Raw genomic sequence first — 26,218 nt, forward strand, 5'->3', positions numbered from 1 at the left:
GACTAATTACCTCTGAATGGATTCGAATTGTATGCGCCACCATATGGACGTTGGTAGTAATTTTCAATAGTACGATTGCGCTCGGAAAGATAGTTTTCAATAAGCGTACGTCGCGCGCCTTGGTCACCGATTCGCCGCGCAAAACCAATTTCGCCCAGATATTGGCGACGCTCTGTAGCAACAATTAGCTCAGGGCTCTTGAAATACTCAACATATCTTGGAAAGCCAAGGGCTTGATGGTCTAAAAAATGCCCATACTCATGTCTTAGCGCAGAAATAGAAAATTCACTGGGGAGCAAAATTTCATTTCCAATTGCACCACCACTCGGATTGGGCGAAAACGATATAGCGCTTTCGCCATACTTAACATTTACACCTTTCCGCTGAAGGTCGGCCATTATGGCCTGATATTCTCCAGGGTGACTGATAGCGGCATGACCAGTGCTATCGAAAACCGGATCAGCCCTAGAGTTGAATTGTAGGGGACGTACTGCCGTTGCCTCGATGGTAACCGGTAAATCTGTAAATATGCCTTGGCTGGCAGCTCCCAGACTCACGTCGACGTTACTGACGCGAGGCGATTCTGCACCAATCCAGAACTTCGAATCACTAGGCAACAAATTCGTTGCCAACCCCTGCCGACTAAGAGTGCCCTCGACGCGATTCGCCAACGCGTCGCCCACCCAGCGCCCGCCTGCCACAATCGCATCCCCGGCCATACCGGCGCCGCCCTTCACAAGCTTTCCTGCTACGCCGCCCAAAGCTAATTCCGCAGCGATTTCGCCCATCTGCTCTGGGTTTCTATTCACAATGGCCCGCAGCGGACGTGCAACCATACCGTCTACGATCTCGAGACCGTACTTTGCAGTGGTCAGGCCCAAGCCCTCCTCTTGTGCCTGCATGAAGAAATTGCTCTGGGGCCTGACTCGATAGCCGGAGTCGCCGGCCCACTCGTGCAACTGGCCCACGGCGTAGCCCGTGACGTCGGCGGACGCATAGCCAACTTGTTGCGCCGAGTGCAGCAGCGCGCCAGGAAGGGCCTTAGCGGTCGTACCTGCGCTGGAGAGGAAGCGTCCAAACTTGTTGAACGTAAGGAATCCTTCCAGCGGGCCAATCTCTCGTATGCTGTCTGCCGGCCTTTCAGGAAGCAGAGGAGCCAGTGGCACCGCAGGGATCATCCTCCTGTCAGCAACGGGATATGAAGTAACGTCGTTGTTCCAGTAAATCTCTCCGTTTCGTCCACGCCCCAATTCCATCAAGGACCCGATGTCATTGAATGCGGTCTCGTCCAGAGAAACAGTGCCTAACCCAATTCCTTGCCCACCTTCCTGGGCTGCAAGCCGCTGAATGTCTCCCAGGGTCTGTTGACGGAATACTCCCCGCGTGCGGTCATCTGAACCTGCTGCACCTGTACCGGTGCGGCCAGAAAGTTCTGATCCCGCCAATCCCATCTCCTCCACCACGGAGTTCCCCAACGCATTCCCAAAAGCGTCAACGGCAATCTCCACGTAGTTCGCCTTGCCGCCCGAGAGCACCGAAGCTGCTACCCCTCCCACCGCGCCAGCCACGAATCCGCGAGCAAGACGCTCACCAAAATTCGTTACGTTGGGGAAAAGTTGGGAGCCAACCGCAGAGCCCACACCAGCGCCGATGCCAGCGGCCGCGACGTTCGTCCAACTGAACTTCGATTGCAGCCCTGTCGCCATTGCCAGACCTTGACTGACCGTCGAGCTAACCGTCGCACGCAAAGCCAGATCCATTGCGGCCGAGCCAGTACTAAGGCCCGTCGCGGCGCCACCTCCCGCAGCGGTCAGGATATTTGCTCCATTGAGTGCAGACCCCACCCCCGCCGTAGCTCCGGCGCCCAGAGCGCTCGTTGCGACACCCTTCCACGAGAACTTGGATTGCACGCCAATCGCCATGCCGACGCCTTGGCTAACGATGCTTCCCACCGCTCCGGCAGCCAGACCAATCCCCACCGCCGCCAATCCGGACACCGCCGAGGCGCCGGTCAGCACAGCAGCGCCTGCCGCCATGGTGGCTCCAAAGCCCGCAGCAGCAACGGGCGCCAGCGCCCCTGCCGTGAACACCGTGGCCACCACGGCAACCACCGCCACAAAGATCTTCCCGATCCCGCCGCACCCACCACCGCCGCCACCGCTATCCGCCTCAGGCACAGGCATCGTCGGCTGCGTATCCCCGATCAGCTTGCCCGGGTCATACGGCTTGAACGTCTTGTAGTCGTTATGGTTGCCCGACACTCGGTTCGGGATCGTGACCGTCGCTCCAACCCGCAGATCCCGGTCGCTGGCAAGACCATTGGCTTCTGCCACCAGGTACCACAACCGGCTATCGCCATACGCCTGCTGCGCGATGCTCTGCAGCGTATCGCCCGCCTGGATCCGATAAGACCCCGGGCTGGCCGACGGGTTGCCGCCGTCAATCGGCCGGAACGCCGGCGAGAAATCGTCCGCGCCCGCCGCCGGCCCGGTGGTGCCCAGCAGCTCGCCGTTGACCACCAGCGACCGGATCGTCTGGCCGTTCTGCACGCGCTGCAGGATCTTGCCGTTGGCGTCGTTAACCAGCGTCTGGTTCTTGCTGCTGTCCTTGGTGTCCACCACTCCGATCAGGTTGCCGTTGACGTCGTACTGGTACGTCGTCTGGCCGGGGTCCAGCTCCGTGCTGGCACCGGACAAGGTGGCTTCGCGGTAGCCTTCGTAGCGGGCATGCGTGTACGTGTACGTGTTGGTGTACGGTGAACCGTCGTACACGTCCATGCGGTACTGGGTGACATTGCCCGCCTGGTCGTAGCCGGAGTACGTCGTGGCGTAGCCGCCGGACAGGCCCGCCGCCGTCATCTTCAGCACCCGCGCCGAATACAGCCGTCCGGCGCCGTCGTAGACGTTGCGACGCTGTTCGCCCGCCAGGCCGGATCGGTCGAAAAATGCCTTGCCCAGCGATCCATCGATGCCGCTGAGCACCACGCGGTCGGCACCGTCGTAGTAGCGTGCGTCCAGCAGCAGCCCGTCGCGCCGCAGCGTGGTCAGGCGGTTGATGGCGTCGTACGTGTACCTTTCCGTGGTGAAGCCGACGGCCGTGCCGCCATCGGCGTAGATCACCTTGTCCCAATACGTATCGCTCAAGCGGTTGCCGTTGGCGTCGTAGGTCAGCTTGTGGCCCTGGGCCGCGTTGATCTCCAGGTTGGCGTTGACCGCTTCGACCGTGGTCTGGCGGTTCATCGCGTCATAGCCGTACCAGTAGTCCCGGTTGCGCCACGTGTCAGAGGCGTCGGTGTACTGGGTCTGCACCCGCTTGCGGTTGCCGTTGGCGTCGTAGTCGATGCTCTGGCGCAGGTAGCCGTCGGACACCTCGCGCAGCCGCCCCAGCGCGTCGTAGGCCATGATGTTGTTCTGGTACACCACCCCGCCCTGGCTGGTGCGCTCGCGTACCTTGTTGCCAGCGTGGTCGTACGAGAAGTCGGTGATCTTGCCCAGGCTGGCATCGTAGATGCGGGTGACCAGGCCCGTGGCGTCGTAGGTGTAGTTCAGGTTCTGGCCACGCGTGTTGGTCTGCTGCAGCAGCTGGCGCGCGTTGTCGTAGCTGTAGGCGTACTTGGCGCCGCCAATGTCGGTGTGCGCGACCAGGCGGCCGAAGTAGTCGTACGCCCAGGTCGACGCATTGCCGTTGCCGTCGGCCTCGAAGGTCTTGTTGCCGCGCGCGTCGTAGGCGGTGCGCAGTTCCGTGGACATGCCCGGCTTGCGCACGCCGGTGACGTTGCCGCGCAGGTCGTAGCGGAAGTACACGGTATCGCCCGCGCCGTTGGTCGAGCTGAGCTTGTTGCCCAGTTCGTCGTAGCGCACGCTTTCGGTGACGGTCTTGGTGCCCGTGACCGCCAGCGTCGTGCCGTTGCTCATGACGTAGCTGGTGACTGCCGCGTTGGAGGTCAGGACCAGGCGGCTGAGCTTGTCGTAGGTGTAGCTGGTGGTATTGCCCAGCGCGTCGACCCAGGTGGTTTTATCTCCGAAGGCGTTGTAACCGTAGCGGTAGACGCCGCCGTCGGCATGCAGTTCAGCGATGCGGTTGCCGCCGGCATCGTACTGGATGCCATTGACGTTGCCGTTGGCATCACGCGTGGCGACGTTGTTGCCCAGGGCATCGTAGTAAAGCGTCGTCGACGGCCCCGCGCCGGCCACGCCATCGGCCGATGGCCGCACTTCGGATGTGACCTGGTTGTTGGCGTTGTAGGTGTAGCGCGTGATCCAGTACGGCGAACGTGGATCGGTCACCGTGGCGACGTTGCCCCAGCGGTCGTAGGTGCGTTCCACGGTGGGGCGGCTGGATTGCACGCCGCCGTTGGCGCCCACGGGCGTCCACGACGCCGCCACGCCCAGGTAGCCCGACACGTTGGTGCTGATCGGGTTGGGATTGGACGCGGTGGTGCTGGACAACGAATACGCGGGCGGACGACCCGGCACCGTATAGCCGGGCACGTAGGTGGCGGTGGTCTGCGACATGCCGGGTCGCGGGGTGACCGCCGCGACCCAGACCTGCTCGGAGCGGGTCTCGGTGCGGTATTCGGTTCTCCAGTAGCCGGGGGTGCCGCCGCTCTCACCGCCTTCGCCGCCCTCGCCCGTGCCAGGCACGGGCGGCACCCACACCTGGTAGGGAACGGTGACATTGTAGTAGCGGGTGTAGTAGTAGCCCGGCGTGGTGGCGCCCTGAGAAATGACGCCGATGCGGTGCTTGTAAGGTTCGCTGGAGCCTGGCCGGGTGTAGACCAGGTCGAATTCATAGTTGCCGGCGGGCAGCGTGCCCAGCTTGACCCAGTAGGTCATGAAGCCGGTGCCGTTCTCGCCGCCCTCGTTGCCGCCTTCACCAACGCCGCCGCCCGTGCCCACCGGGCCGAACGGCACGGTGGTGGGGACTTTGTTCATGACGACCGACGACCAGGCGCCGTTGCTGCCCTGCAGGCGATACTTCAGGGTGGCGGTGCCTTCCAGCTCGCGCCAGTCGCCGATGGTGGTCCAGGAAATGCCGGTGTTGCTGGTATCCAGCGTCAGGGCTTGGGAGATAGGCGGATAGCCCACTTGGGGCACCCAGCGATCCGGAACCGCGGCCGACTTGTCGATGTATCCGGTGGCGTGGGCATAGGCCGCGCCGGAACTGCGATCGATCAGCAGCAGCTCGTACTCGAAGCGGCCGGCCCCCATGTTCACCCAGTCCACGCCGTCGTGGCCCGAGGCCCGCGCCGAAACCGGCAATTGCACCCAACCGCCGCCAGGCACGCGGTAGCGGAACTGCGCGTCCACGCCCGCCCCAAACGACGGCCAGCTGAAGACGTCGTTGCCGACGGAGCCAAAGCCCATGGCGCTGCCGACGGACGCCAGGCTGGGCGCGGCCAGCGACAAGGTGCCGTTGCCGGTCACTTTGACCACGCCGTCGCGGCCAATCTGCGAGACGCGGTATTCATAGTTGCCGATGGCCAGGCCTTCGGCGTCGTAACGCAGCGAATTGCCGTAGTTGACCAGCCCGACTTCGCTCCAGCCGCCGTTGGGCACGCGGATCTCCAGCCGTACCTTCAGGCCCGGGTCGACGGGCGCGGCGATGTCGATGAAGTTGCCGGTATTGCCGAAGGTGCCCTGCTGGTTGATGACCGCCTGCCAGGTGCCGTTGGTGTCCTTCTTGTAGACCACCATGGCCACCACGCGGCTGACGCCGCCGTCGGTGTTGTTGTTGGCGGTGCCGTCCCAGCTCATCAGGACGCCCGACGTGGCCGAGGCCGCGGCGAAGTTCTGCGTGATGCTGCGGCGCGTGCCGCCGGCACTCTGGTAGGTCATCACGACGCGCACATCGCCGTCGCCCAGATTGGCAAGGCTGGTCCAGCTCAGCTGCACGCTGTTGGTACCGCGCCAGGCCGGCGTGCCCGGGTCCACCGGGCCGTTGCCACCTTCATTGCCGCCCTCGCCGCCTTCCGATCCGCCGCCGGTGTCGGGCTTGGGAATGTAGTACATCGTGGCGGACGAGGTGATCACCGCGCCGGTGAAGTCGCGGTTGACCGTCACGCCGCCTTCGTACACCGAACGCTCCGGCGCCAGCGTCTTGACCGCGTTGCCCAGCAGGTTGTACACCGTCTCTTCGCGCCGCAGGTTGCCCATGTTGGCGGCCTGCTGAATCGAACCGATCGCCGCGACGTTGACGTTGCCTCCGCCGGCGCCGCCGCTGGTCAGGTTGGCCGTGGCCTTGCCCTGCAGGTTGTACAGGGTGATCTGGTCCTTGCCTTCCTTGGCGTTGGTGCGGACCACGTTGCCGGCATTGTCGTATTGGTAGTATTCCTGGCGTCCGCCGTTGACGCCGCGACGCACCACCTCGCCAAAGGCGTTGTATTCCGTGACGGTGTCCGACCAGCCGGCTTCCTGCTGCGACACATCGAAAATGCCCGAGCCATTCGCCTGGGCATTGCTGCCTTCCCACTTGCTGATCCAGTTGCCCGCGGCGTCCTGTTGCCAGATGCGGATGTAGCTCAATTCGGCGATGCCCCCCTGGCTCGCACGATAATCGTTCCAGCGGATGGACACTCCCGACGCGGCCGACGCCGCGCCAAAGTCCACCGTGCGGCTGGTGGCCACGCTGGCCGAGCCATAGGTGATGGTGGTGCCGCCGGTGGACACGCCACCCTCGCCGCCTTCGCCGCCGCCGCTTTCCGTGGCGGTGGTTTCGCTGTATAGCGTATTAACGGTGCTGTAATACACCTGCACCCGCACCAGGCCGCCGCCAGCGTCGATCAGCGACGACCAGTTCAGGTTGATCGCGCTGTCGCCGGTGACGACGTATTTCTCGCGCTGGCGGAATTCTTTGGGGGCCGACGAAAAGCTGGTCTGGATGCCGTTCTTCAGGACGGCAGTGGAAGCTGGGTCGATCACCCGGGTCTGGTGGCCCAGCTTGTCGTATTCATAGGCCTGGAACCAGGTCTTGACGCTACCGTCGTTGCCCGTGACCCCGCGCCACTGCTTGGCCATCAAACCGGCGGCGTTATAGGAGAAGTTGGTGCGCGCGCCATTGGCGTCGATCGTCTGGATCTTGTTGCCGCGACTGTCGTAGCCCACGTAGTTGTAGCGGTCCTGGCCGCTGGCCGCGCCAGGGGTGTAACCGGATTCCAGCACGGTCGAGGCGCCGTTGGCGTGCTGGATCGTCAGTACGGTGTTTCCCAGCGCATCGCGATAGAAGGTCGTCAGCGGTGCGTAGGCCTTGCCCGACGCGTCGGTGCGCATCGGCTCGGCGGTCGCCGTGACGCGGCCGAGAGCGTCGTAATAGCTGTAAGTGCGGCCGCCGTTGGGGTTCGCAACGTATGTCTGGTTGCCCAGAGCGTCGTAGCCGAACGTGGTCTTCAGGTCGCCGCGCTGCACGGTGCCGTTGGACTGGTTGCTGTATTCCACGTTGACGCGGGTTTCCGCGATCTTGCGACCCAAGGCGTCAAAGGCGTAGGTGGTCAGGCGGTCATTGGCATGCGTGACCGGCAGCCCATAGCCCTGCGCGTTCCAGATGTTGGTGGCGGTGGCGTATTCGCGCACCGACGTCTTGTTGCCCATGCCATCGTACGACATGGTGGTGACATAGCCCAGGGCATCGACCCGGGCTGTCATGTTGCCGACCCGGTCGTAGTACTGGGTGGTTGTGGCCCATACCTGCGACACCGGGTTGACCAGTTCGCGGACGGCGACCACCTGGCCAAAGGCGTCGTATTCCGTGCGGGTGAGCTTGTTGCTGGTGAAGTACTGCGCGCCGGCCGCGGCCGACGAGTCGTAAGCGTAGATCTGCGATTGGCTGGACTCGACCGCGCGGCCCAGGCGGTCGTACTGCGTCACAACGCCGCGGTCGCCGCTGTGGTCGATGCCGGCAGCATTGACGGCGGCGGACACGGCTTCGGCAGTGATGCCGACGTAGCCGTGGCTGGTCAATGCCGTCTTGGTGGCGTAACGCAGGCGCAGCGTCACGTCGCCCTGGGCGTTGCGTTCGTACTCGGTGACAAAGCCTTCGGCGTCGACCTCGTACTTGAGGGCGCCGGTCTTGTCGTAGACCTTGTAACTGATGGCCCCAGCCACATCGCGGCCGGCCACGGCGTTGCCGAAGGCGTCATACAGCACGTCCGACGTCAGCGAGATTGGCGCGCTTTCCTTGCGCGCGGCCACACCCGACGCGCCGTTGGTCAAGAGGTTGTCGGCGGCCGCGTCATAGACGTTGACCGGCGCGAAGATCGTCCGGACCTGCCGTCCGGCGGCATCGTAGACGTAGCGGGTGATCTTGGCCTGGGGCTGGCCGTCGGCCTCGGTACGCGAGATCAGGTTACCCAGGCCGTCATAGACGTTGCGTGTCACCATGGATATCGACTTGCTGGCTCCCACCACCAGGTCGCCAGCGCCCGACCAGCTGGTATCGACCACGCTGGTCAGCGGCGTGCGCTCGACCAGCAGGCGGCCGGCGGCGTCGTATTCGTAGGTCCACTCGTTGCCGGCCTTGTTGACGAAGCGGATCTTGTTGCCCACACCGTCGTAGCCATAGGATTCAGACTTGCCCAACGAGTCGGTCGACCCCAGCAGCCGCCCCGCGGCGTCATAGACAAAGGTATCGACGCGGTCGCGCGCGTTGTCCGCGCTGAGCACGGCGGCCACGTCGGCGGCCGAAGGGGTGCTGCCCAGCAATACCCCGTTGGCGTAGCGACGGCTGCTGGTGACATTGCCGCGGGTGTCGTAGGTCAATTGCGTCACGAAGCCGGCCGCATCGATCTTGTAGACCGGCAGGCCGTTGGCGCCATATACGCTCCGGGTGCTGCGACCCTGGCCGTCGGCGGCCGGCAGGCGCGCGGTCAGCGCGGCCAGCGTCAGGCTGGCCGGGGCGACGCCCGCCAGATCGGCGCCGGTCAGCGGCGCGGAATAGCGATAGGACTCCAGCAGGTTGCCCGCCGCATCATAGGTGTTGCGCTGCACGCCCCGTTCGGCATCGATCACCAGCACGGCGCGGCCGGCGGCATCGAACGCGGTGGTGGTGGCGCGATCCAGCGCGCCGGGCTGCAATGCCGCCAGGATCGCCTGCGCCGTGCGCGGCACGCCGGCCCCCAGGCGAACGGCGTAGCTGACGACCTGAATCGCGTTGCCGTTGGCATCCAGCACCCGGCGCGTCACCGCGCCGGTGGGGTCGACGCTGGCGACCTGGCGGCCCAAACCGTCGTAGACCCAGTCGCTGGCGCGGTCCTTCATGCTGCCTTGCACGCTGCGGGGATCGCCGCCGACCGTCACCGGCGTGGCGTACTGGATCTGACGCACTCGATTCCCGGCCGCGTCGTAGATGTTCTCGGTGACGGCGCCCAGGCCGTCCATCACATGCGTCAAGCGGCCGATGCCATCGTAGGCGTTGACAGTGCGCAGGTCGCGCGCGGCGTCTGCAGCCGTGGCCAGCGCAGCCTCGATGGCGGCCGACGTCAGGGACACATTGGCCGGCACCCGCGCCGCGTAAGCGATACGTTCGACGACATTGCCGTTGGCATCGTAGCGCTGGCGCACCACGGCGCCGGTGCCATCCACCTGCAGCACGGCGCGGCCCAGGGCGTCGTACACGGTGCGTTGGCGCTGGTCATAGGCCATGTCCACGGCTGGCGCCGCGGGCATGGCAGCGGCGCCGATGCTAGCCGCCGGCAGGCGGTTGGCATAGGCCGTCCGCTCGGCCAGGTTGCCGCTGGCGTCGTAGCGGTAGGTCACCACCGCGCCCAACGCCGAAACCGTCATCGCCAGGCGGGCATCCGCGCCGTAATACCGGTATTCGGCCTGGTCACCGGCCTGCGGCTTGAGCAGCGCGCGCACCTGGGCGTCGGTCACCTGCTGGCCCAGGCCCTGCAACACGATCGGCGTGGCATAGCCCAGCGTGGCCACCACACGGCCCGCCGCGTCATAGCGCGTTTCCACCACGGCGCCCGCCGGGTCGATCTGGAATACGGTGCGGCCGGCGGCATCCAGCACGTAGCGAGTGGTGTTGCCGTTGGCGTCCACCGCGCCAACCAGCCGATTGGCGCTGTCGTAGACGCGCGACACGGTGATGTCGCCGGGCGCGGCGGGCACCGTGGCCGGGTCGCTGCCCGGCGCCAGGCGGGTGGCGAACACGGTCTGGCTCAGCAGGTTGCCCGACGCGTCGTAGGTGTTCCGCGTGACGGTGCCCAGGCCGTTCATCGTGTAGGCCAGCCGCCCTAGGCTGTCATACACGTTGACCGCACGCTGGTCACGCGTGCCGTCGGCCACGGCGGCCAACGCGGTGTCGATGGCCGCCTCGCTCATGGCCGTATCCACCGGAATGCGGCCGGCGTAGGCCACGCGTTCCACCACGTTGCCATTGGCGTCGTAACGCTGGCGCACCACGCCGCCCAGGCCATCGATCTGGAACACGGCGCGATTGAGCGCGTCGTAGACGGTGCGCTGGCGTTGGTCATAGATCGGGCTGGCCATCGGCAACGCGGGCATTTGCGCGGCGCCGACACTGGCCGCCGGCAGGCGCGTGGCGTAGGCGGTTCGCTCGATCAGGTTGCCATTGCCGTCGTAGCGCATGGCCACGACGTTGCCCGTGCCGCTGACGGTCATCGCCAGTCGGCCGGCGCTATCGTAATAGCGATACTCAGCCACGTCGGCGGCGTTGGGCTTGACCAGGCCGCGCATTTGAAAATCGCTGGGCGCGAAGGTCAAGGACGCCCTGTCCAGCGGGGTCGCATAGGCAATGGTGCCGATGACCTGGTTGGCCGCGTCGTAGCGGGTCTCCAGTACGTACCCGCCCGCGTCCACCTTGAACGTGACGCGGCCACGGCTGTCGTACGCGTACAGCGTCTTGACGCCGCCCGGCTCCACCTTGGAGACCAGGTTGTCGTTCATGTCATAGCCGTAGGTCGTCTTCAACGCCAGGCCCGACGGATCAACCGTCTCGCTATCGCGGCGGCCCAGGCTGTCGTACGTGTAGACCGTGACCACGCCATTGGGGGCCGTCACCGTCAACCGTTGGCCCGCCTCGTTGTAGGTGTAGCGCGTAACCAGTTTCAGGCCGTCCGCGTCCACGGTGGACGACAGCACGCGGCCGGCCTTGTCGAACGTCACCATGGTCCGTGCGCCGCCCGGCTCGGTGGTCTGATACTGACGACCGAGGCCGTCATACCGGTATTCCGTCAACTGATTCAGGCCACCCGGGTCCACGGTGCGGCTCAGGCGCTGGCCCACCGCGTCGTAGGTGTACACCGTCTTGATGCCGCGACCATCCACCGTCTCGACCAGGCGGTTCAAGCTGTCATAGGCTTGCGTCACCACGCGGCCGCCCGCTACGGTGCGCACCAGGCTGCCGTCGGCGTTATAGGTATGCTGGGTCACGTTGCCGTTGCCGTCGCGCACCTCCACCGTCTGGCCGAAGGCGTTATGAACTGTCGTGACGGACACCCCATCCGGCGTCGTGACCGTCGCGCTGCGGTTCTGCGCGTCGTAGGTGTAGCTGGTGCGACGCCCCAATTCGTCGATACGCCACAGGACATTGCCGAAAGCGTCGTAGGCGGTCTGCTTGCTGCCCACGGCGTCGTAGGTCGCGACTTCGCGCCCCAGCTTGTCGTAGACATGATTGAACGAAGCACCGTTGCCGTCGCGGTTCGTGATGAGCCGGCCGAACGCATCGTATTCGAAGTTGTTCTTGCGGCCCCATTGGCCCGCGTCCTCGTTGGTCTGCGTCAGGCGCCCCATCCGGTCATAGGTCTTGCGGTCTGTACGGGTGATCGCCCCGGCGATCTTGGTCAGGCGCATGATCTCGTTGCCGAACGCGTCGTAGCTGCGTTCGATCACCCCGCCCGCGCCATCGGTTTCCTTGGCCACCCGGCCGTCCGCCGTGTAGGTGTAGGTCGCGTGGATATCCACGTCGGCATTACTGGTGGCGGCAATAGCCAGGCGCAGCGCGTCATTGACCAGACCACCGTTCAAGCCCTGCAGCGCGATCGGCGCGCCATAGCGGATGGTTTCGACCAATTGGCCGATGTTGTCGTAGACCCGTTCCTGCACATAGCCCAGCGCATTGATCGTATGCGTGACCCGACCGCTGGCGTCGAAGTAATACAGCGTGCGCTGGCCCGCGCCATCCATCATGGACGTGCGGCGGCCCAGGGCATCGTAGGTGTAGGTGGTACCGTACGTTTTCCAGATCGCATCGATCTCGGCCTGGGTCTGGTTGCCATTCAGCTTGGCCGCGCCCTCGCCGGAAAGTTCGCCGATAAGACGCCCCTGCACGTCGTAGCGCGACAACACACTGCGCGACGTGGCGGTGCCAGCGGCCTTGACGGTGGACGTCAGGCGCCCCATCTCGTCGTAGACATACAGGGTCAGCGTGCCTTCGGCATTGCGCTCGGACGAGACCTTGTCCAGACGGGTATAAGAATAGGTCCAGACCTGGTCTTGCGGCGTGGAAGCTGGCCGCATCTTGGCCAGGTCCGGGGTGAAAATCAACGTGCTACGGCTAGGATTATTGGCCCCGGTCAGCGACGTGGCGTAGCGGATCTTGGTGGTGGGGTTGCCGCTGGCGTCGTAGACCAGCTCGGTCAGGTAGCCTTCGCCATCGATGGTGCCGACCAGGCGGCCGAGGTTGTTGTAGATCTTGTAGTCGGTGATGTCGGCGGGTGAGGATGCGGGCTTTATACTCTCGAATTGCGCATTGGTTCCCGATCTCGACGACTTGTTCGCATACGAGATTCTTTGAACCTCCCGCCCAGCGCCATCATAGACGTACTCGATGACGCCACCCTCGCCATCCATCACGCCCCGCAGCGTGCCATCCGCGTTGTAATAGCGCATAAGATGGACATCGCTGGCATCTATCGATACCACAGCGTGTTCCGGGCGACTGGGCTGCGCCACCTTCCACGTCGTCATACGTTGGGCGTACTTGATCTCCTCTGTCATGCGGCCCAGGCCGTCATAGACATATTCGGTGATGGCGTTGGTCTCACCAATCGTCTTGGCCAGGCGCCCCGACGTATCGTAGAGATTCCAGGACGTCGCCGAACCACCCGTATTAGGGAGAATGCTTTCGATGGAAGGGGTAAGCGCCTTGCCCTGCGCATCCACAAGCAACGCCAGATTCACCTTACCGAAATATCGAGTGGTTCGCCAAAGCTTGCCAGCATCGTTGTAGATGTACTGGATCAATGCGCCACTGGCGTCGATCTCGCCGGCTTTGCGGCCGGCGGCATCATAAATGTTGAACTGCCGCCCTCCCGACGGGTCCGTCGTCATGATCAACCGATCGTTGGCGTCGTAGGCGTATCGCGTTTCCCCCAGGTTCGCTCCCGCCTGATCCCGGCTCATTCGAGTGACCAACCGGCCCGCCTTGTCGTAGGTCGAGACAACGTTCAAGCCACCCGCCTGCTTCACGACGACTTGACCGCCCGCATCGTCATACTGCGTCAGGGTCAGATTGCCTTGGGCGTCCTGTACCGATATCTGACGGCCCAGGCCGTCATAGACGTAACTCGTCGCGCCATTGGTCGGCGATATCGACGTCAAGAGACGCCCGGCCTGGTCATACACGTAACGGGTCAGGACCTGTTCGCCGTCCAGTATGCCGTCGCCGCTGCTCGATACGCTTTGGTACGCGATCGTTTGCTGCAGCAGACCGCGATAGTCATAGACCGAGTCAACTCGGGATACCCGACTGAAGTTGACCGTGGCGGCCCAGCTTTCCATCCGCGTCAACGTGGCAGATTCGTTGATTGCCAGCGTACGAATGGGAAAGACGTCGCCCGCGTAGCTCAGCGTCGATACCCGCTCGCCATACGCGTTATAGCGATATTCCGTGACGTTTCCCACCGGATTGATATGGAAACGCAGCCGCCCTGCGGCATCGTAGACATAACGCGTCGTCAGCTCGCCACGCGCCGCGCCTCCCGTCTGCGTCATGGGCACGACGTACGAAATCTCGGTCAGCACCCGGTTCCCACTATCGTAGGTCCGGTTAACGACATTCCTTCCAGAGTCCGACCAGGAAAGCTGATTGCCGCGGCTATCGTACGTCATGGTGACCGAATAGCCACCCGTCTGATCGATGCGAGTGACGTTGCCCTTGCCATCCATCGTGAACGTCGTGACCTGGCTGACGCCATTCACCGGCGGAGTGGTTACGGTGCGAAGTTGGCCGGTCCAGTAGTTGTGCTGGAAGAGCGTGGCCTCGCCTTTCGGATTGACAACCGTCGTCAGGCCGTAACTGTAGGTGTAACGCGTAACCTGCCCCAATGCATCCGTGACACTGGATACCCTGAAGTCCGCGCCGTCCTGCACGTAGGTGAAGGACAATTGTGTGCCGTCCGTCTGCGACACCGAGGCAAGGCGGTCGCTATCGCCGTCGTAGGTGTAAAACGTCTGGAACACCTTGCCATCGGCGATCGAACCGTCTTCCGGCGTCAGATCTATGGAAACGGCGGACAGACGCCCCAGTCCGTCGTAGCCGTATCGAACCCGCGTCTGCATGACCTGCACGCCGTTTTCAACAGTGGCGGTGCGTATCTGGGTCAGGTTCTGGCCGACGTAGTCGTAGTAGGTGACACCACCGCTGGCATCGGTCACGCTGCTGAGCTTGCCGTTCGGGCCATAGGCGTATGTCCGCGTGTTCCCGCTGGCATCCGTCGAGCTCAAAAGCCGGCCAGCTCCACTACCCTCGTAGCGCTCAATCAGGCCGGTCGAACCATCCTGCCAGACAAACTGCCCCTTGACCGAGTCGTATGTGATCTTGTCATAGGCTCCCACGCCACCAGACGACACGTAGGTGACCGCGATAGACGGATCCGTCAGGAACGACTGCTCGGACCCATCATCATCGATGCGCGTCATCGTGCTCATCGAGTTGAACAGCTGTCCATTCAGACGCACTTTCTTCAAGGCTGCGCCGATCGACCAAGCGTCCGCGTGTCCTAGCTTTCCCTGGCTGTTGTACGTGCGCACCGAGCCGAACAACGATCCGTGGCCCGCCAACTGATCGTCCGGCGTCCGGAATACTAGGTTCCCACTCCAGGCATTGATGTAGACCTGATCGTTACTGCGGCCAAGATTGGCATTGCCAAATACCCCTTGGTCTCCCAGTTTGGCAAGAGAACTCAGGTTAATTCCCAGACTGTTCCCGCTTACGATTGCGACCATTTTTCTACGTCGTCCTTGAAGTCGTTGTTAGCCGCCCTTCTGATCGAAGGCGCACTATCCGCACTCAACTTCTCCGACTGGCACACCATGGGTTTAGCGCCGCCGCTTACCCTCCTCAATTTCCATCGCCCTAAACCGCACCGTCATCACCCGGACAAGTTATGCGAGCCGGCTGACACCCGGACTCTTCATCCAACGCACACCGCAAGGCGTGCCGATGCCCTGAAACCGGAGCCACCATGAGCCAGACCCCTGTTACCACTCCCCAGCCCGTCGCCGGCCAGAACGATCCCAAGCGCTTCACCTGGACAGCGTCCAGCCAGCAACGTCGCGGCCAATCGGTACCCGTGCCTGCTGGCAGCAGCGGCAAGTAAGCAGACCGAGGCCTGCGGCGGCAGCCCCGCGCAGGCGCCGCCGATGCAACTGGATCTTCCTTATGTGTTGATGCCCGGAAGCCTGCTGCATGGCGATCGCCTGCAATGCCGGCTGCCAACGCGCACGCTGTCGCTGGATGCGCCGGCGCGCATCCTGCGCACCTTGCCTGAATTCGATGGCATCCTCACGGCGCGCGACTGGCTGCAACGTCGCCAAGACGAGCACTGGCATGCCGATTCCGTGTCGGGTCTGTTGCAGACGTTGATTGATGAAGGTGCGTTGGTCTGCCTGCACGATGCGCCGCGGCATTGGTGGGCCTATGCCGAGAACCCCCGTACATTGGGCGCCCCCCCCGACACGCAGGCGTTGCGGGCCTTGCTGCGGGCGACCCAACGCCGCTTGAACGCGGCGCCAGACGATGACGCGATCACCCTGGATAGTCATGGCCCCGCCACGGCCTTGCATACGCTGCTGGCCAAGCGCCAGTCGCGACGCGGATTTGGGATGACCGCGCTCGACGCGCCAACATTGACCTCGATCCTGTGGGCGGCTGCAGGCGTCGTCGTCGACGCCGGCATCACGCGCGCCACCAGTCCATCCGCCGGCGCACTCTATCCCCTGCGGTACTTCTACATCAATCTGCGGGCGAGCGCCGTGGCGAGCCCGCATCGCCCCGCCGCGCTGCCCGCCGGCGTTTACAAGCTGGCCGCCGGGCCTGCCGGTCGCCTGCATTACTCATCGATGGAGGCCGACCTGTCGCGCTGCTGCGCCGCGTTTTCCGCGCCGCAGTTGCTTGACCACGCCCAGGGCGTGCTGGTGATTGCGGCCGACTTTTCGGCGAGCGCGAAAAAATACGGCCCCAGGGCCTTGTCCTATGTCCCGCTGGAAGCAGGCCATGCCGCGCAGAACGCGTTGCTGGCGGCAGCGGCAAGCACATGCCACGCGGTGGAAATCGGCGGCTTCATCGAACGGGAATTGGGCACGCTGTTGCGCTTTCCCGCCGGCATCGTTCCCATCACGACCGTGTTTATCGGCTCGGCTTGCGCGCACGCCGACCCACCCGACGACGGCGACTTCGATTGGGTCGACCTGCAAGCATCGGCCGAACCAGGCTTCTATCTTTGCCGCGCACGACTCGCCCCCGCCCACCCGTGGTCCTGGGGCCGCGACACCCAACCCGCCAAGGCGCGCCTGAAGGCCGTGATGGAGAGCCGCGAGCGGGCGGCGTTGCTGCAACCGCGGGGCCTGATCGCCGCGACCCTGCCCGACCTGCCTGGCGCCGTGCATCCGGCCGACGTGCTGCGCTACCGCGACGCCCAGTATCGTCGACCGGGATTTCCCTACGCGCGCTTCGACGAGGCGGCCACGTATTGGTGGAAATCGGCCCACGATGTCTTCGCGGATCGTCCCTGCTTCATGCTGGCAGACCTGGTCTACCTCGAGGGTGCATTGTCGGATCTGGTTCGGCCAAACGCCTACACCGGCGGCAATACTTCCGGCGTCGCCAGCCACGTATCAACGGACCAGGCCCTGGAAGGCGCGGTGCTGGAACTGATCGAACGCGACGCCTTCATGCGCCTGTGGCTTGGCCAGCCCGCTCATGCGGTGGACGAAGCATTGCTGTCGCCGTCTCTGCAAGCCCGTTTGCGTCGCTTGCGATTGAAAGGTCTGCGGGTGGAATTGCGGATGTTGCCATCGCCATACTGCCAGGTGGCCTTCTGCTTCGCACAGTCCGTGGCCCATTGCTTCACGCGCGTGGCCAGCGGCGCGGGCTACCTGCCTCACGCAGCCATGGACCATGCCTTGATGGAACTGGAAGCGCAGGTCTATCTATCGATGCATCAAACGCAAGCGGCGCCCTTGCTACCCGCGCACGTGCAAGAGGCCGCCTGCCATGCCCGGTTGTATCAACAGAAAGCGTACTTCCGCCGCGCCGACCATCTGGTGTGCGCGCCGCTGCCGCCCATGCGCGACAGCGGCACCGCGCGGGACTATCACGACCTGCTCGCCCGCCTTCGTCGCGACGGACAGCGCCTGATTGCCGTGGACCTGAGCGACGGCGCCCCGCTGCGTACACCCACTGTGCGCGCGTTCATACCCGGTTTGATTCCGCTGAAATTCGGCGCCGGCAACGCGGCCGAAGGACACCCCGCCTATCAACGTACGTTACGGGCCACGCGTGCCCCCCGCCGCCAGCACGCCTTCCCCCATCCCTTCAATTGAAAGGCTCCGCCATGACCTCCTTCCCGGTTCAAGATGCGCCCGAGGCGCTGACGATCGTCCAGCACCTGAAAGCGCATACGCCGTTTGCCGAGGCCTGCGCGTCGATGCGAAGCCAGACTTCGTCGCAATTGCTGGCCATTGCGCTGCCGCCGAGCCTGTACCACGGATTGCAGGACGCCGCGATCCAGGCAATCGAGTCGCACGGCCTGCACGGCTGGCTGTCGGCCGAAGGTCGCTACGACGACCACAACTACCAGTCGCTGTCATTGGTGCACAACCCCGACATGCACGACCCAGGCGTGCAGGATGTTCACCAGGCCACCCTGGGTACCTCGCTCAATCCGATCAGCGAGTTCTACTACAACTCGGTAGAGCGCCATCGCACGCTGAAAAATACCTATTTCGATTCATACGGCTTTCGCGTCCGCACGCCAGCGGCGCGAGTGGGCGCGTTGGGAAAATTCCTGGACGAGTGCGGGCTGACGTTGATCCGTTCAAGGCTGTCGGTGCTGATCGGCGAACGCGGCGTCACGGCGGATTTCAAGGATGGCTGGCACCGCGACGAGCCCGTTTTCGAGAACCTGCGGCTGAACATCCCGTTGACATCAGACCCGGCGTATCGCCTGCAGATCGAGCACACCAAGGACAGCCCCGAGGTCGATTCCGATTCCATGACAGAGCATTTTCTGGCGCCGGGGCACGCCTACACCTTCAATACCAACATTCCCCACCGGGTCTATGTGAAAGAGCCCTGCAATACGCCCCGCATTCACCTGGTGCTGGGATTTGCCCCCTGGTTCGAGCATGACGCTCAGCGCGACAGCTGGCGGGCCAACCAGCACTTCGGCGTAGCCCATCCCTTTGAGCTGCTGCGCGGCGGCATGCTGCACCCCGATCTGAGAGCATCCACATGAAACGGAATATCGTCCTGCTCGCTTCGCATAGCCGCGAAAGCGCCGCCAAGGAAAAGCAGTATCACGCCGCCGCCCGCGCGCTGGGCCTGGAGGTCGTTTCTTATCCCGACGCCAACACCTTGGGCGTGTTCGCGTGCAGTGACTTTCGCAGCGTGGACGCGGCGAATCTGGCCGCGCTGCACCGGGTGGCCGGCCCGGATGTACTGGCCACCACAATCGCCACGCAGAAATCCCTGGCTTATCGACATTTCGCGCGCAGCGGCTTCAGCACGCTGTGGACGCATGCGCCCCTGCGGGCCGAAGACCTGCTGCTCGACCTGCCCTATGCCATCATCGTCAAGCCGGACAAGGGTAGCGGCTCTTTCGCCGAGCACCCCTGGGCGTACCAGCGGTATGAAAGCCTGCGCCATTTCCATGAATGGCTGGCATCCCGGGATTTGCTGGAAGCCTTCCTGGCCTACCAGAACGACCCCAATTCCTGGTACGGCCGGTATCTGACGATGGAGTACATCGGCGACAGCGACGTGTATACAGCCGCTGCAGTGGCCGGTCCGGAAAAGATCGAGATTCACGAAGGCGGCCGCCTGCGGTTCACCCGCGATTCGATGCAATGCGAATGGATGCTATTGGGTCAACGCCACCCCCGCCATGAGCGAATTGGGCACATGATCCAATCGCTGCACGATATCGGCCTGCGCCAATCCATCATCTACATCCAATGCGTGGAAAAAGGCGGCGAACTATGCCCCATTGACATCAACTTGCGGCCCGGCACCATGCCGGACCGGGCCTTCCATGGGCTGGGCCTGCCCTTCTACACCGCCGCCTTGGCGTACATGCTGGGTCTGGCGGAAACGTTGGATTTCTCCTGGCCCGCCCCGTATGTGGGCATCCGCCGGCTGGTGTTACCCTTGGAGCATGGTCGGCGCCAGGCGACATTCGGCGCGGAATGCGTGCCGCTGATACGAGAGCTGGCGTACGATTCGAGCCGCCCCTACGACCTTGGTCACGCATGGCCCATGTTCGCGGTCACCGGGCACGATGCGGCGCACTGCGCGCAACTTGCCGAAACCCTGGCAAGCAATCTGCAACTGTCCGCCATTGCCTCTCTCTGACCCTCATCCGCCGCGCGCCCCTGCCATGATCCAAGCCCCCGTTCCCCCCTCCTTTCTTGAACAGTACGCCCAGGCGCTGGAGCGCGGCGATGAAGACGCCGCGTTGGCGGTGTTGCGAAACGCCAGCCAGACGCAGCCCCACTCCGGCGAGGTCTTGGCGGTACTCGCCGCGCACCACATGCAGCGCGGCGAGCCCGATGCCGCCGAGGCCGCGTTCATCGGCGCCTTGCAACGGGAGCCCGCGCTGGCCACCGCACGTTTTCAGCTGGGCCTGTTGCAGTTCACCAGCGCACGGCCCCTGGCCGCGTTCCAGACCTGGCAACCGCTCGAAGACCTGGGAGAAGTCCACTTCCTTGTGCTGTTCAAGCGCGCCTTCGCCGCGCTGGCGATCGACGCCTTCGACGACGCGCTGTTGCTGCTCGAAAAGGGCATTGCCAACAACCAGGAGAACGCGCCCCTGAACCATGACATGCAAATGGTCGCCGCGCATATCCAGGCCCTGCAGAACCGCACCGACGATCCGGCGCCCGGAAAACAAGACGAAGCCGCGACCCAGTTCGTGCTGGCCTCCTACAAGCAGAACCTGTAGACCCCATATGATTGACGGCATCGGGCGCCTGGCCCAGCTTATTCAGCAGCGGACCGCGGCAGGCGGACGCGCGGGCAGCACGGGCAAGGCCGGCAAGGCCACCCGCGCCAACGGCGCCTCAAAGAGCGCGGAGCCGCCCGCCTTCACCGAGCTCGTGAGCCGGGTCGGAGCCTTGAACCCGGACGACCCCGCCAGGGAACGCAAGGCCTTTCGTTATTTCCTGGAGGCCGCCCTGCTCTCGGACCTGGGCACGAACCTGATCAACGACCCCAAATTCCATCAACTGGTGGACGTGGTTCAGCAGCGCATGGAAGCGCAGCCCGATCTATTGGCGGCCAGCCGACGAGCCGCGCGCCTGCTGCTGGCCATGCCGAAGGACACGGCCGAAAAATAAGGCGGTGTCGGGCCGCACAGCGATTCACTGGCGGATCCAGTCGGCCAGGGACCGGCCGTCTGGCGCCTCGACGCCGCGTAGCGCCCGCAAGGCCAGCGCCTTGAATTCATCAGGATCGTGCAAGGCGCCGCTCAGCACAGCCTGAGCGAAGCGGGCCGACAGGGATGCCGGGTCCAGGCGCAGGGCCAGTTCAATGTGGTGTTCGGCCTGGTCGCGCTGACCGGCCAAAGCCTGGCCGATCGCCACCGCGCCATGGCTTTCGCCGAAGTTCCGGTCCAGCTCGAGGGCCCGCTGGAAGGCAATGGCCGCGCCCCCCGCATCGCGGCCCAGCAGCCGCGCCCAGCCCAGCCCATGCCAGCTGCCGATATGACCGGGCATCAGGGCCGTGGCCCGCAGGAATGCGGCTTGGGCCGCGCTGGCGTCCTGCAGCAGCAGATGCGCGATGCCCATTGACGACCAGGCCCTGCCTTCATTGGGCCGCCCCTCTACGACCGGCGCCAGCGCTGCCAGCGCGCCTGGCGCGTCCTTGGCCGCCAGGGCCAAGGCGCCCCGCGCGGTCAGCGCCTCAAGAGAGGGGGGAGCGGCAGTGAGCGCCAGCTCGGACCAGTGCCTGGCGGCGGCGAAATCGCCAGCGTCCACCGCCATCAGGCTCAGCACACCCGCAGCCTCGGGCTGCGCGTGCAACAGGTCGGCCCGCATTCCCGCCAGCGCCAGGCCTTCTTTCAGGCGCCCCAGGAAATGCAGCGTGCGCAAACGGTTTGCCCAGGCGTGGTCAGGCAATCTGCCGGCCGCCTGCAGGGCCGACCAGGCGGCCTCGGCCTCGTCATGGCGGCCGGCATAATGCAACAGGCTGGCCTGCGCAACGGCCAGATCCGCATCCTCCGGATGGCGCCGGCAAAGGTCCTGCTGCAATGCCAACGCCTCGTCCCAGCGGCCTTGCGCCGCCCACCAGGCGGCACGCCGATAAGCCAGGTAGGGATCGTCGCCCGCGCTGGCCTGGGCCGCGTCCAGATAGGCCCCGGCCCGCTCGTGCAGGCCCAGATTCAAGGCCAGCTCGAACGCTTCGACCGCCAGCGCGGTGTTGTCCGGGTCTTGCCGCAGGTAGCCGTCAAGGCGATCCAGGCGCTCCGTGGAATTCGACATGGCAAGGTTCCTGTATAGCGAAATTCATTCAAGGGTTAAGCGTAGCGCGATCCGCTGCGATCAGAAATCCGCCGCCGATTGTCGGAACTTGGCCAGCTCGTTACGCAGCATTTCAAGCGCCCGCTTGTGCAACTGGGAAATTCGGCCTTTGGTCAGCCCCAGTTCCGCCGCGATGTCCTGGAAGGGGACATCCTGCATATAGTGAGCGCGGACGATATGACGCTCGCGTTCGGGCAAGGCCGTCACCAGCGCCAGGACACGCTCGCGTAATTGCTTGAGTTCGACCTGTTCGTAGGCCCCCAGGCCGCTGGCGGCCTGTCCAGCCTGCCATTCGATCAAGCCGGAACCTTCCAGCAACACTCCCAGCGCCACACCGACCCCCACGGCGGCAAGCCGGCGGAACAGCGCCTCGGTGGATTCCATGCCATCGTCCTCGCCGTCCTCTTCGGCCCAGGATGCGAGGCGGTCTTCGTTGGCGGTCAGGCGGCGTTGGATCGACAATTGCTGCTGGCGTTCGGTCAGTTTCTCCAGGCCGTTCAAGATGGAGCCCGCCATACGGGTCGTGGCATACGTCTTGAAGGACGCGCCGAGCCCCGGTTGGTACCGATCCACGCATTCCATCAAGCCCAACGATGCGTACTGCAGGTAGTCGTCGAACTCGAAGTCCTGCCCGCCCCGCCGTGAATACATGCGGGCCGCGATGGCGCGGGCATAGGGCAGGTAGCGCGTCACCAGTCGGTCGCGCAATGTCTGGGAGGGGGCCTCGCGGTAGGCGAGCCACAACCGGTCCTCTTCGGGTACAAGCGGCCAGTCGGATTCGTAGGAGCTCGTGCTCATAGCCAGGGCGCTCAATGGAATGACCCGATGGTCGAACGCAATACCAGCCCCCAGCCGTCGATCAACACGAACAGCAGGATCTTGATCGGCAGGGAAACCGTGACGGGCGGCATCATCATCATGCCCAGCCCCATGAGGACGCTGGAGACGATCAGGTCGATCAACAGGAACGGCAGGAAGATCACAAAACCGATCTGGAATGCCACGCGTAGCTCGGACAGCATGAAAGCGGGAATCAGTTGGACATTGCTGACTTCTTCCAGTGTTCTCGGCTTGGTCGCGCCCGACAGCTCCAGCATCAGCGCCAGGTCTTCCTCGCGGGTCTGCTTGACCATGAAGGCGCGCAAGGGCTCGGCGCCACGGGCGTAGGCATCCTCGATCGACAGCGTGCCCTGCATGAAGGGCTGCAGCGCGTGCTCGTTCACGTCCTGCGCCACGGGCGCCATCACGAACAGCGTCAGGAACAGGGACAGGCCGAGCAGCGCGGCGTTGGGGGGAGTCTCCTGCATGCCAAAGGCGTGACGCAGCATCGACAGCACGATGATGATGCGCAGAAACCCCGTCATGCACACCAGCATGGCGGGCAGAAGGCTCAGCACCGTCAGACCGATCGCTACCCGCAACGCCATGGCGGTTTCCGGCGCGGCGGTGGTGGAAGCCAGCCCCCCCGCGGGAGGGGCCAGCCCGGCGGCCAAGGCGCTTGCGTCACTGGCGAGCGGCAGCAACGCCGCCATGACGGCGACAAGATGACGCGCTTTCATGGTGCGCTCCCAGTGTCCACGCCCGCCACCGGCTCACGCGCCAGTTCGCGGGCGCCGGCGTCGCTGACCGCCAGCAGCAGACGCTGGCCACCGAACTCGACCACCTCCAGCGTCACCTTCGGGCTCAGACGCGTGCCCCCCAGGCGCCGCAATGCCGGGCCGGTGGCTCGGCGTCCTGCCGGCGATCCGGCGCGTGCGCGCCACCACAGCACAATGCCGCAGGCGGCTAGCGCAAGCACGATTGCCAGCGCCCACGACCACGACTGCAGTCCCGTCGTTGGAGCGGTTTCTCGCGCCCACTCCAAGGGCGTGCCGGCGCTCATGCGAGCGAACGCAGATCCAGGGGTAGCTCAATGACGCGAATACCAAACTGGTCGCCGACCGCGACCAGCTCGCCCCGCGCCACCACGCTGCCTTCCAGCAGCAGGTCCACCGGCTGATCGACTCGCCGGTTCAGCGCAAACACTTGCGCGCTCTTGGCGTTGATCAGGTCTCCCACCGTCAGTTCCACTTCACCGACCCGCACGGACAGCGTCGCCTTGACGCTATGAATAGGGTTCAGATTGCGAATCGCCAGCGCCTGCTGCTCTGCCTGGGCGTCCATCCCTTCCGGGAAATCGATGGGTTGAGCCATTGCGCCGGCAATGTCTCCGTGTTGCGTAGTCAAATCCGTACTCCTGAAGCGTTTTTCTAATATTTCGGACGGAGCCTAAGGCGCCGCCCGTTCAAACCTGATAGCCTTTTGCGGGCCGATTCTTGCCAGATTCGCGTCAGCGACTGGCGATGCGTCACCGGCCAGCAGCGCCACTGGTTCATCCAGCTTGTGGTCCAGGGCGATCACATCACCCGCCGCCAACGAACAAAGGCTGCCAATGTCCAGCCGAACCGGGCGCAGCGCGACGGTCAAGGTGACCGGACGCCGGCCGATCACCTGCGGTAGCGGCACCAGCGGCGCCTCCAACGCGCCAGGCCGACGGCCGGCGATGCCATGCGCCACGCCTGCGCCACACACCAGCATCAGCGTCGCGCCCGCCACCGCCACCGACAGCGCCATGCCCCCGCGCAACAATCCCTCGGGCAAGGCGCTGGCCCCATCGTCCTCGGCCGCTGCCCAGTCGAAATGCGCGCGCAACGATGCGGCCAGCGCACGCGCCGCCTGACGCGCCACGGCCTGGGAGACTGGCCCGCCATGGCGGGTGAGGGTGTCCGGATCCCGCCCGTCGTCGTACAAGGCGCCACTCAGTACACGCGCCGCTGCATCGGGGTGGGTGAGCCAAACGCCATCCTGGTCGCCGCTGCCGGTCAGGCGCAGCCAGCCCGTGACGGCCGCCTCCCCAGGAGACACCGCGCCGTCGCCCACCCCCACCACGGATTCTTCGGCGCCCCACTGCCGCGCCCAATCGCACAATGCCAGTCGCACATTGCTCGCCGCCCGGTCGCGCTCGGCCTGCGTCCACCACGCTATCGTCCAGGTCGCCATCAGCGCCTGCCTTTCAGGTCGAACAGCGACTGGATCAGGTCGTTGGCGGTGGAGATCGTCTGCGATGCGGCCTGGTAGCCGCGCTGCATGACGACCAGGTCGCTGAACTCCTGCGACAGGTCCACGTTGGATCCCTCGACCCGGCCGGTCTGCAAGCGCCCGAAGCCCGCGTCGCGGGGATTGCCCAACGTGCGGCCACGTTCGTCCGCCAGGACGAATTGGCTGGCGCCCAGCGGCGACAACATGTCGTCCGAGGCGAAACGCGCCAGTGCGATTCGCGCCCCCTGCACCGATTGACCATTGGAGTACGCCACTGACAGCGTGCCGGCGGCGTCAAACGTCACGCCAGTCGCGGTGCCCGCGGTGTAGCCGTCCTGGCCGGACACCGTCAACGTGGAGGTGGTGCCAGACGCGAACGACGTCACGCCTTCGCTGAAATCCAGCGTGATCGACTGCGTGGCCAGCGAGGGCAACGCGTAGGTCACGCCGATCTTGGCCGAGGCGGGATCCAGCCGGCCATCCTTGAACACCAGCGTGCCTTCGCCGATCTTGTTCGGCCCGTCCTCCACGGTGACTTTCCAGGCGCCCGGCTGGGTGGCCCCCATGTTGGAGAAAGACACTCTCAGCAAATGTTCCGCGCCGCTACGGTCGTAGATCTTGACGGCCGCCAATTGGTGGTCGGTGCCCGTCGACGACAGGTAGCCCGTGAACCGGATGGACGAGGTGGAGTTGGCGGGCGACGTCGTCAAGCCCGCCAGCGAGATCGGCCCGAGCGGCCCTTCGCCCTTGCGATCGGTGCCCAGCACGATCGCTCCGTCGCTCTTGTTGCGAAGAATGCCATCATCGCCAAAGTCGAACTGGGCCGCGCGGGTGTAACGCACCTCGCCGTCTGGCGCGCGCAGCATGAAATAGCCGGCCCCGTCCAACGCCATGTCGAGGCCGGCGCCGGTCTGGCGGGCCTCGCCCGGCGAGAAATCGATGCGGCTGGCATAGGCGTTGACACCGCCGCCGCTACCCTCCGCGCCCAGCCCTTGCCGGTCGTGCCTGTACGGCACGCTGGCATTGAACTGCTCTTCGAACAACAGCTGGGACTTCTTGAAACCCGGCGTGTTCATATTGGCGACGTTATTGCTGATGGTGCGCAGCCCCTTGGAGAATCCGTTCATTCCCGCCAGACTGAGCCAGATGCTATCGAGCACGGC

14 protein-coding genes are annotated in these 26,218 nt (G+C 64.6%); 6 read left to right on the forward strand and 8 right to left on the reverse strand.

Annotation, left to right across the window (positions count from 1 at the left end; all coding sequences use genetic code 11):
* Positions 1–2: 2 nt before the first annotated feature.
* A complete protein-coding gene (locus AC6CR5_RS08290) occupies positions 3–15,185 on the reverse strand; it encodes a LysM peptidoglycan-binding domain-containing protein (RefSeq protein WP_498085487.1) in 15,183 nt (5,060 codons plus the stop codon).
* A 239-nt stretch (positions 15,186–15,424) separates the two neighbouring features.
* On the opposite strand from AC6CR5_RS08290, the gene AC6CR5_RS08295 reads away from it, so the two are divergent.
* From AC6CR5_RS08295 to AC6CR5_RS08320, 6 genes are read left to right on the forward strand one after another with little or no spacing between them, the layout of a single operon-like run.
* A complete protein-coding gene (locus tag AC6CR5_RS08295; RefSeq protein ID WP_255358774.1) occupies positions 15,425–15,559 on the forward strand; it encodes a hypothetical protein in 135 nt (44 codons plus the stop codon).
* A gap of 43 nt (positions 15,560–15,602) precedes the next feature.
* Complete coding sequence (locus AC6CR5_RS08300; RefSeq protein WP_498085488.1) at positions 15,603–17,783, forward strand: YcaO-like family protein; 2,181 nt, start codon at positions 15,603–15,605, stop codon at positions 17,781–17,783.
* 11 nt (positions 17,784–17,794) lie between these two features.
* Complete coding sequence (locus AC6CR5_RS08305) at positions 17,795–18,697, forward strand: hypothetical protein (RefSeq protein WP_498085489.1); 903 nt, start codon at positions 17,795–17,797, stop codon at positions 18,695–18,697.
* A complete protein-coding gene (locus tag AC6CR5_RS08310) occupies positions 18,694–19,812 on the forward strand; it encodes an ATP-grasp domain-containing protein (RefSeq protein WP_026382941.1) in 1,119 nt (372 codons plus the stop codon). The genes AC6CR5_RS08305 and AC6CR5_RS08310 overlap by 4 nt, the downstream gene beginning before the upstream one ends.
* 25 nt (positions 19,813–19,837) lie before the next feature.
* On the forward strand, positions 19,838–20,401 hold the full coding sequence (locus AC6CR5_RS08315) for a tetratricopeptide repeat protein (RefSeq protein ID WP_498085490.1): 564 nt from the start codon (positions 19,838–19,840) through the stop codon (positions 20,399–20,401).
* Between the two features lie 7 nt (positions 20,402–20,408).
* A complete protein-coding gene (locus AC6CR5_RS08320; protein WP_026382942.1) occupies positions 20,409–20,795 on the forward strand; it encodes a hypothetical protein in 387 nt (128 codons plus the stop codon).
* A gap of 24 nt (positions 20,796–20,819) precedes the next feature.
* Here the strand turns inward: AC6CR5_RS08320 and AC6CR5_RS08325 are convergent, their stop codons facing one another.
* From AC6CR5_RS08325 to AC6CR5_RS08355, 7 genes are all read right to left on the reverse strand, one after another.
* Entirely contained in the window at positions 20,820–21,938 is a 1,119-nt protein-coding gene (locus AC6CR5_RS08325; RefSeq protein ID WP_498085491.1) for a hypothetical protein, read from the reverse strand.
* Between the two features lie 60 nt (positions 21,939–21,998).
* Positions 21,999–22,775: a sigma-70 family RNA polymerase sigma factor gene (locus AC6CR5_RS08330; protein ID WP_051429070.1), complete on the reverse strand. Its 777-nt coding sequence runs from the start codon at positions 22,773–22,775 to the stop codon at positions 21,999–22,001.
* 11 nt (positions 22,776–22,786) lie between these two features.
* On the reverse strand, positions 22,787–23,536 hold the full coding sequence (gene fliP / locus AC6CR5_RS08335) for a flagellar type III secretion system pore protein FliP (RefSeq protein WP_498085492.1): 750 nt from the start codon (positions 23,534–23,536) through the stop codon (positions 22,787–22,789).
* The gene (locus AC6CR5_RS08340; RefSeq protein WP_498085493.1) at positions 23,533–23,859 is read right to left on the reverse strand and encodes a flagellar biosynthetic protein FliO; all 327 of its coding nucleotides are present in this window, start codon (positions 23,857–23,859) and stop codon (positions 23,533–23,535) included. The genes fliP and AC6CR5_RS08340 overlap by 4 nt, the downstream gene beginning before the upstream one ends.
* Complete coding sequence (locus tag AC6CR5_RS08345) at positions 23,856–24,170, reverse strand: FliM/FliN family flagellar motor switch protein (RefSeq protein WP_051429071.1); 315 nt, start codon at positions 24,168–24,170, stop codon at positions 23,856–23,858. The genes AC6CR5_RS08340 and AC6CR5_RS08345 overlap by 4 nt, the downstream gene beginning before the upstream one ends.
* Positions 24,171–24,245: 75 nt before the next feature.
* Entirely contained in the window at positions 24,246–25,016 is a 771-nt protein-coding gene (locus AC6CR5_RS08350) for a FliM/FliN family flagellar motor switch protein (protein WP_498085494.1), read from the reverse strand.
* Positions 25,016–26,215 (reverse strand): flagellar hook protein FlgE, encoded by a 1,200-nt coding sequence (locus AC6CR5_RS08355; protein ID WP_498085495.1) that lies wholly within the window; start codon positions 26,213–26,215, stop codon positions 25,016–25,018. Before AC6CR5_RS08355 ends, AC6CR5_RS08350 begins: the two co-directional genes overlap by 1 nt.
* Positions 26,216–26,218 lie beyond the last annotated feature (3 nt).

This window comes from Achromobacter sp. EG18 (genome assembly GCF_059759395.1).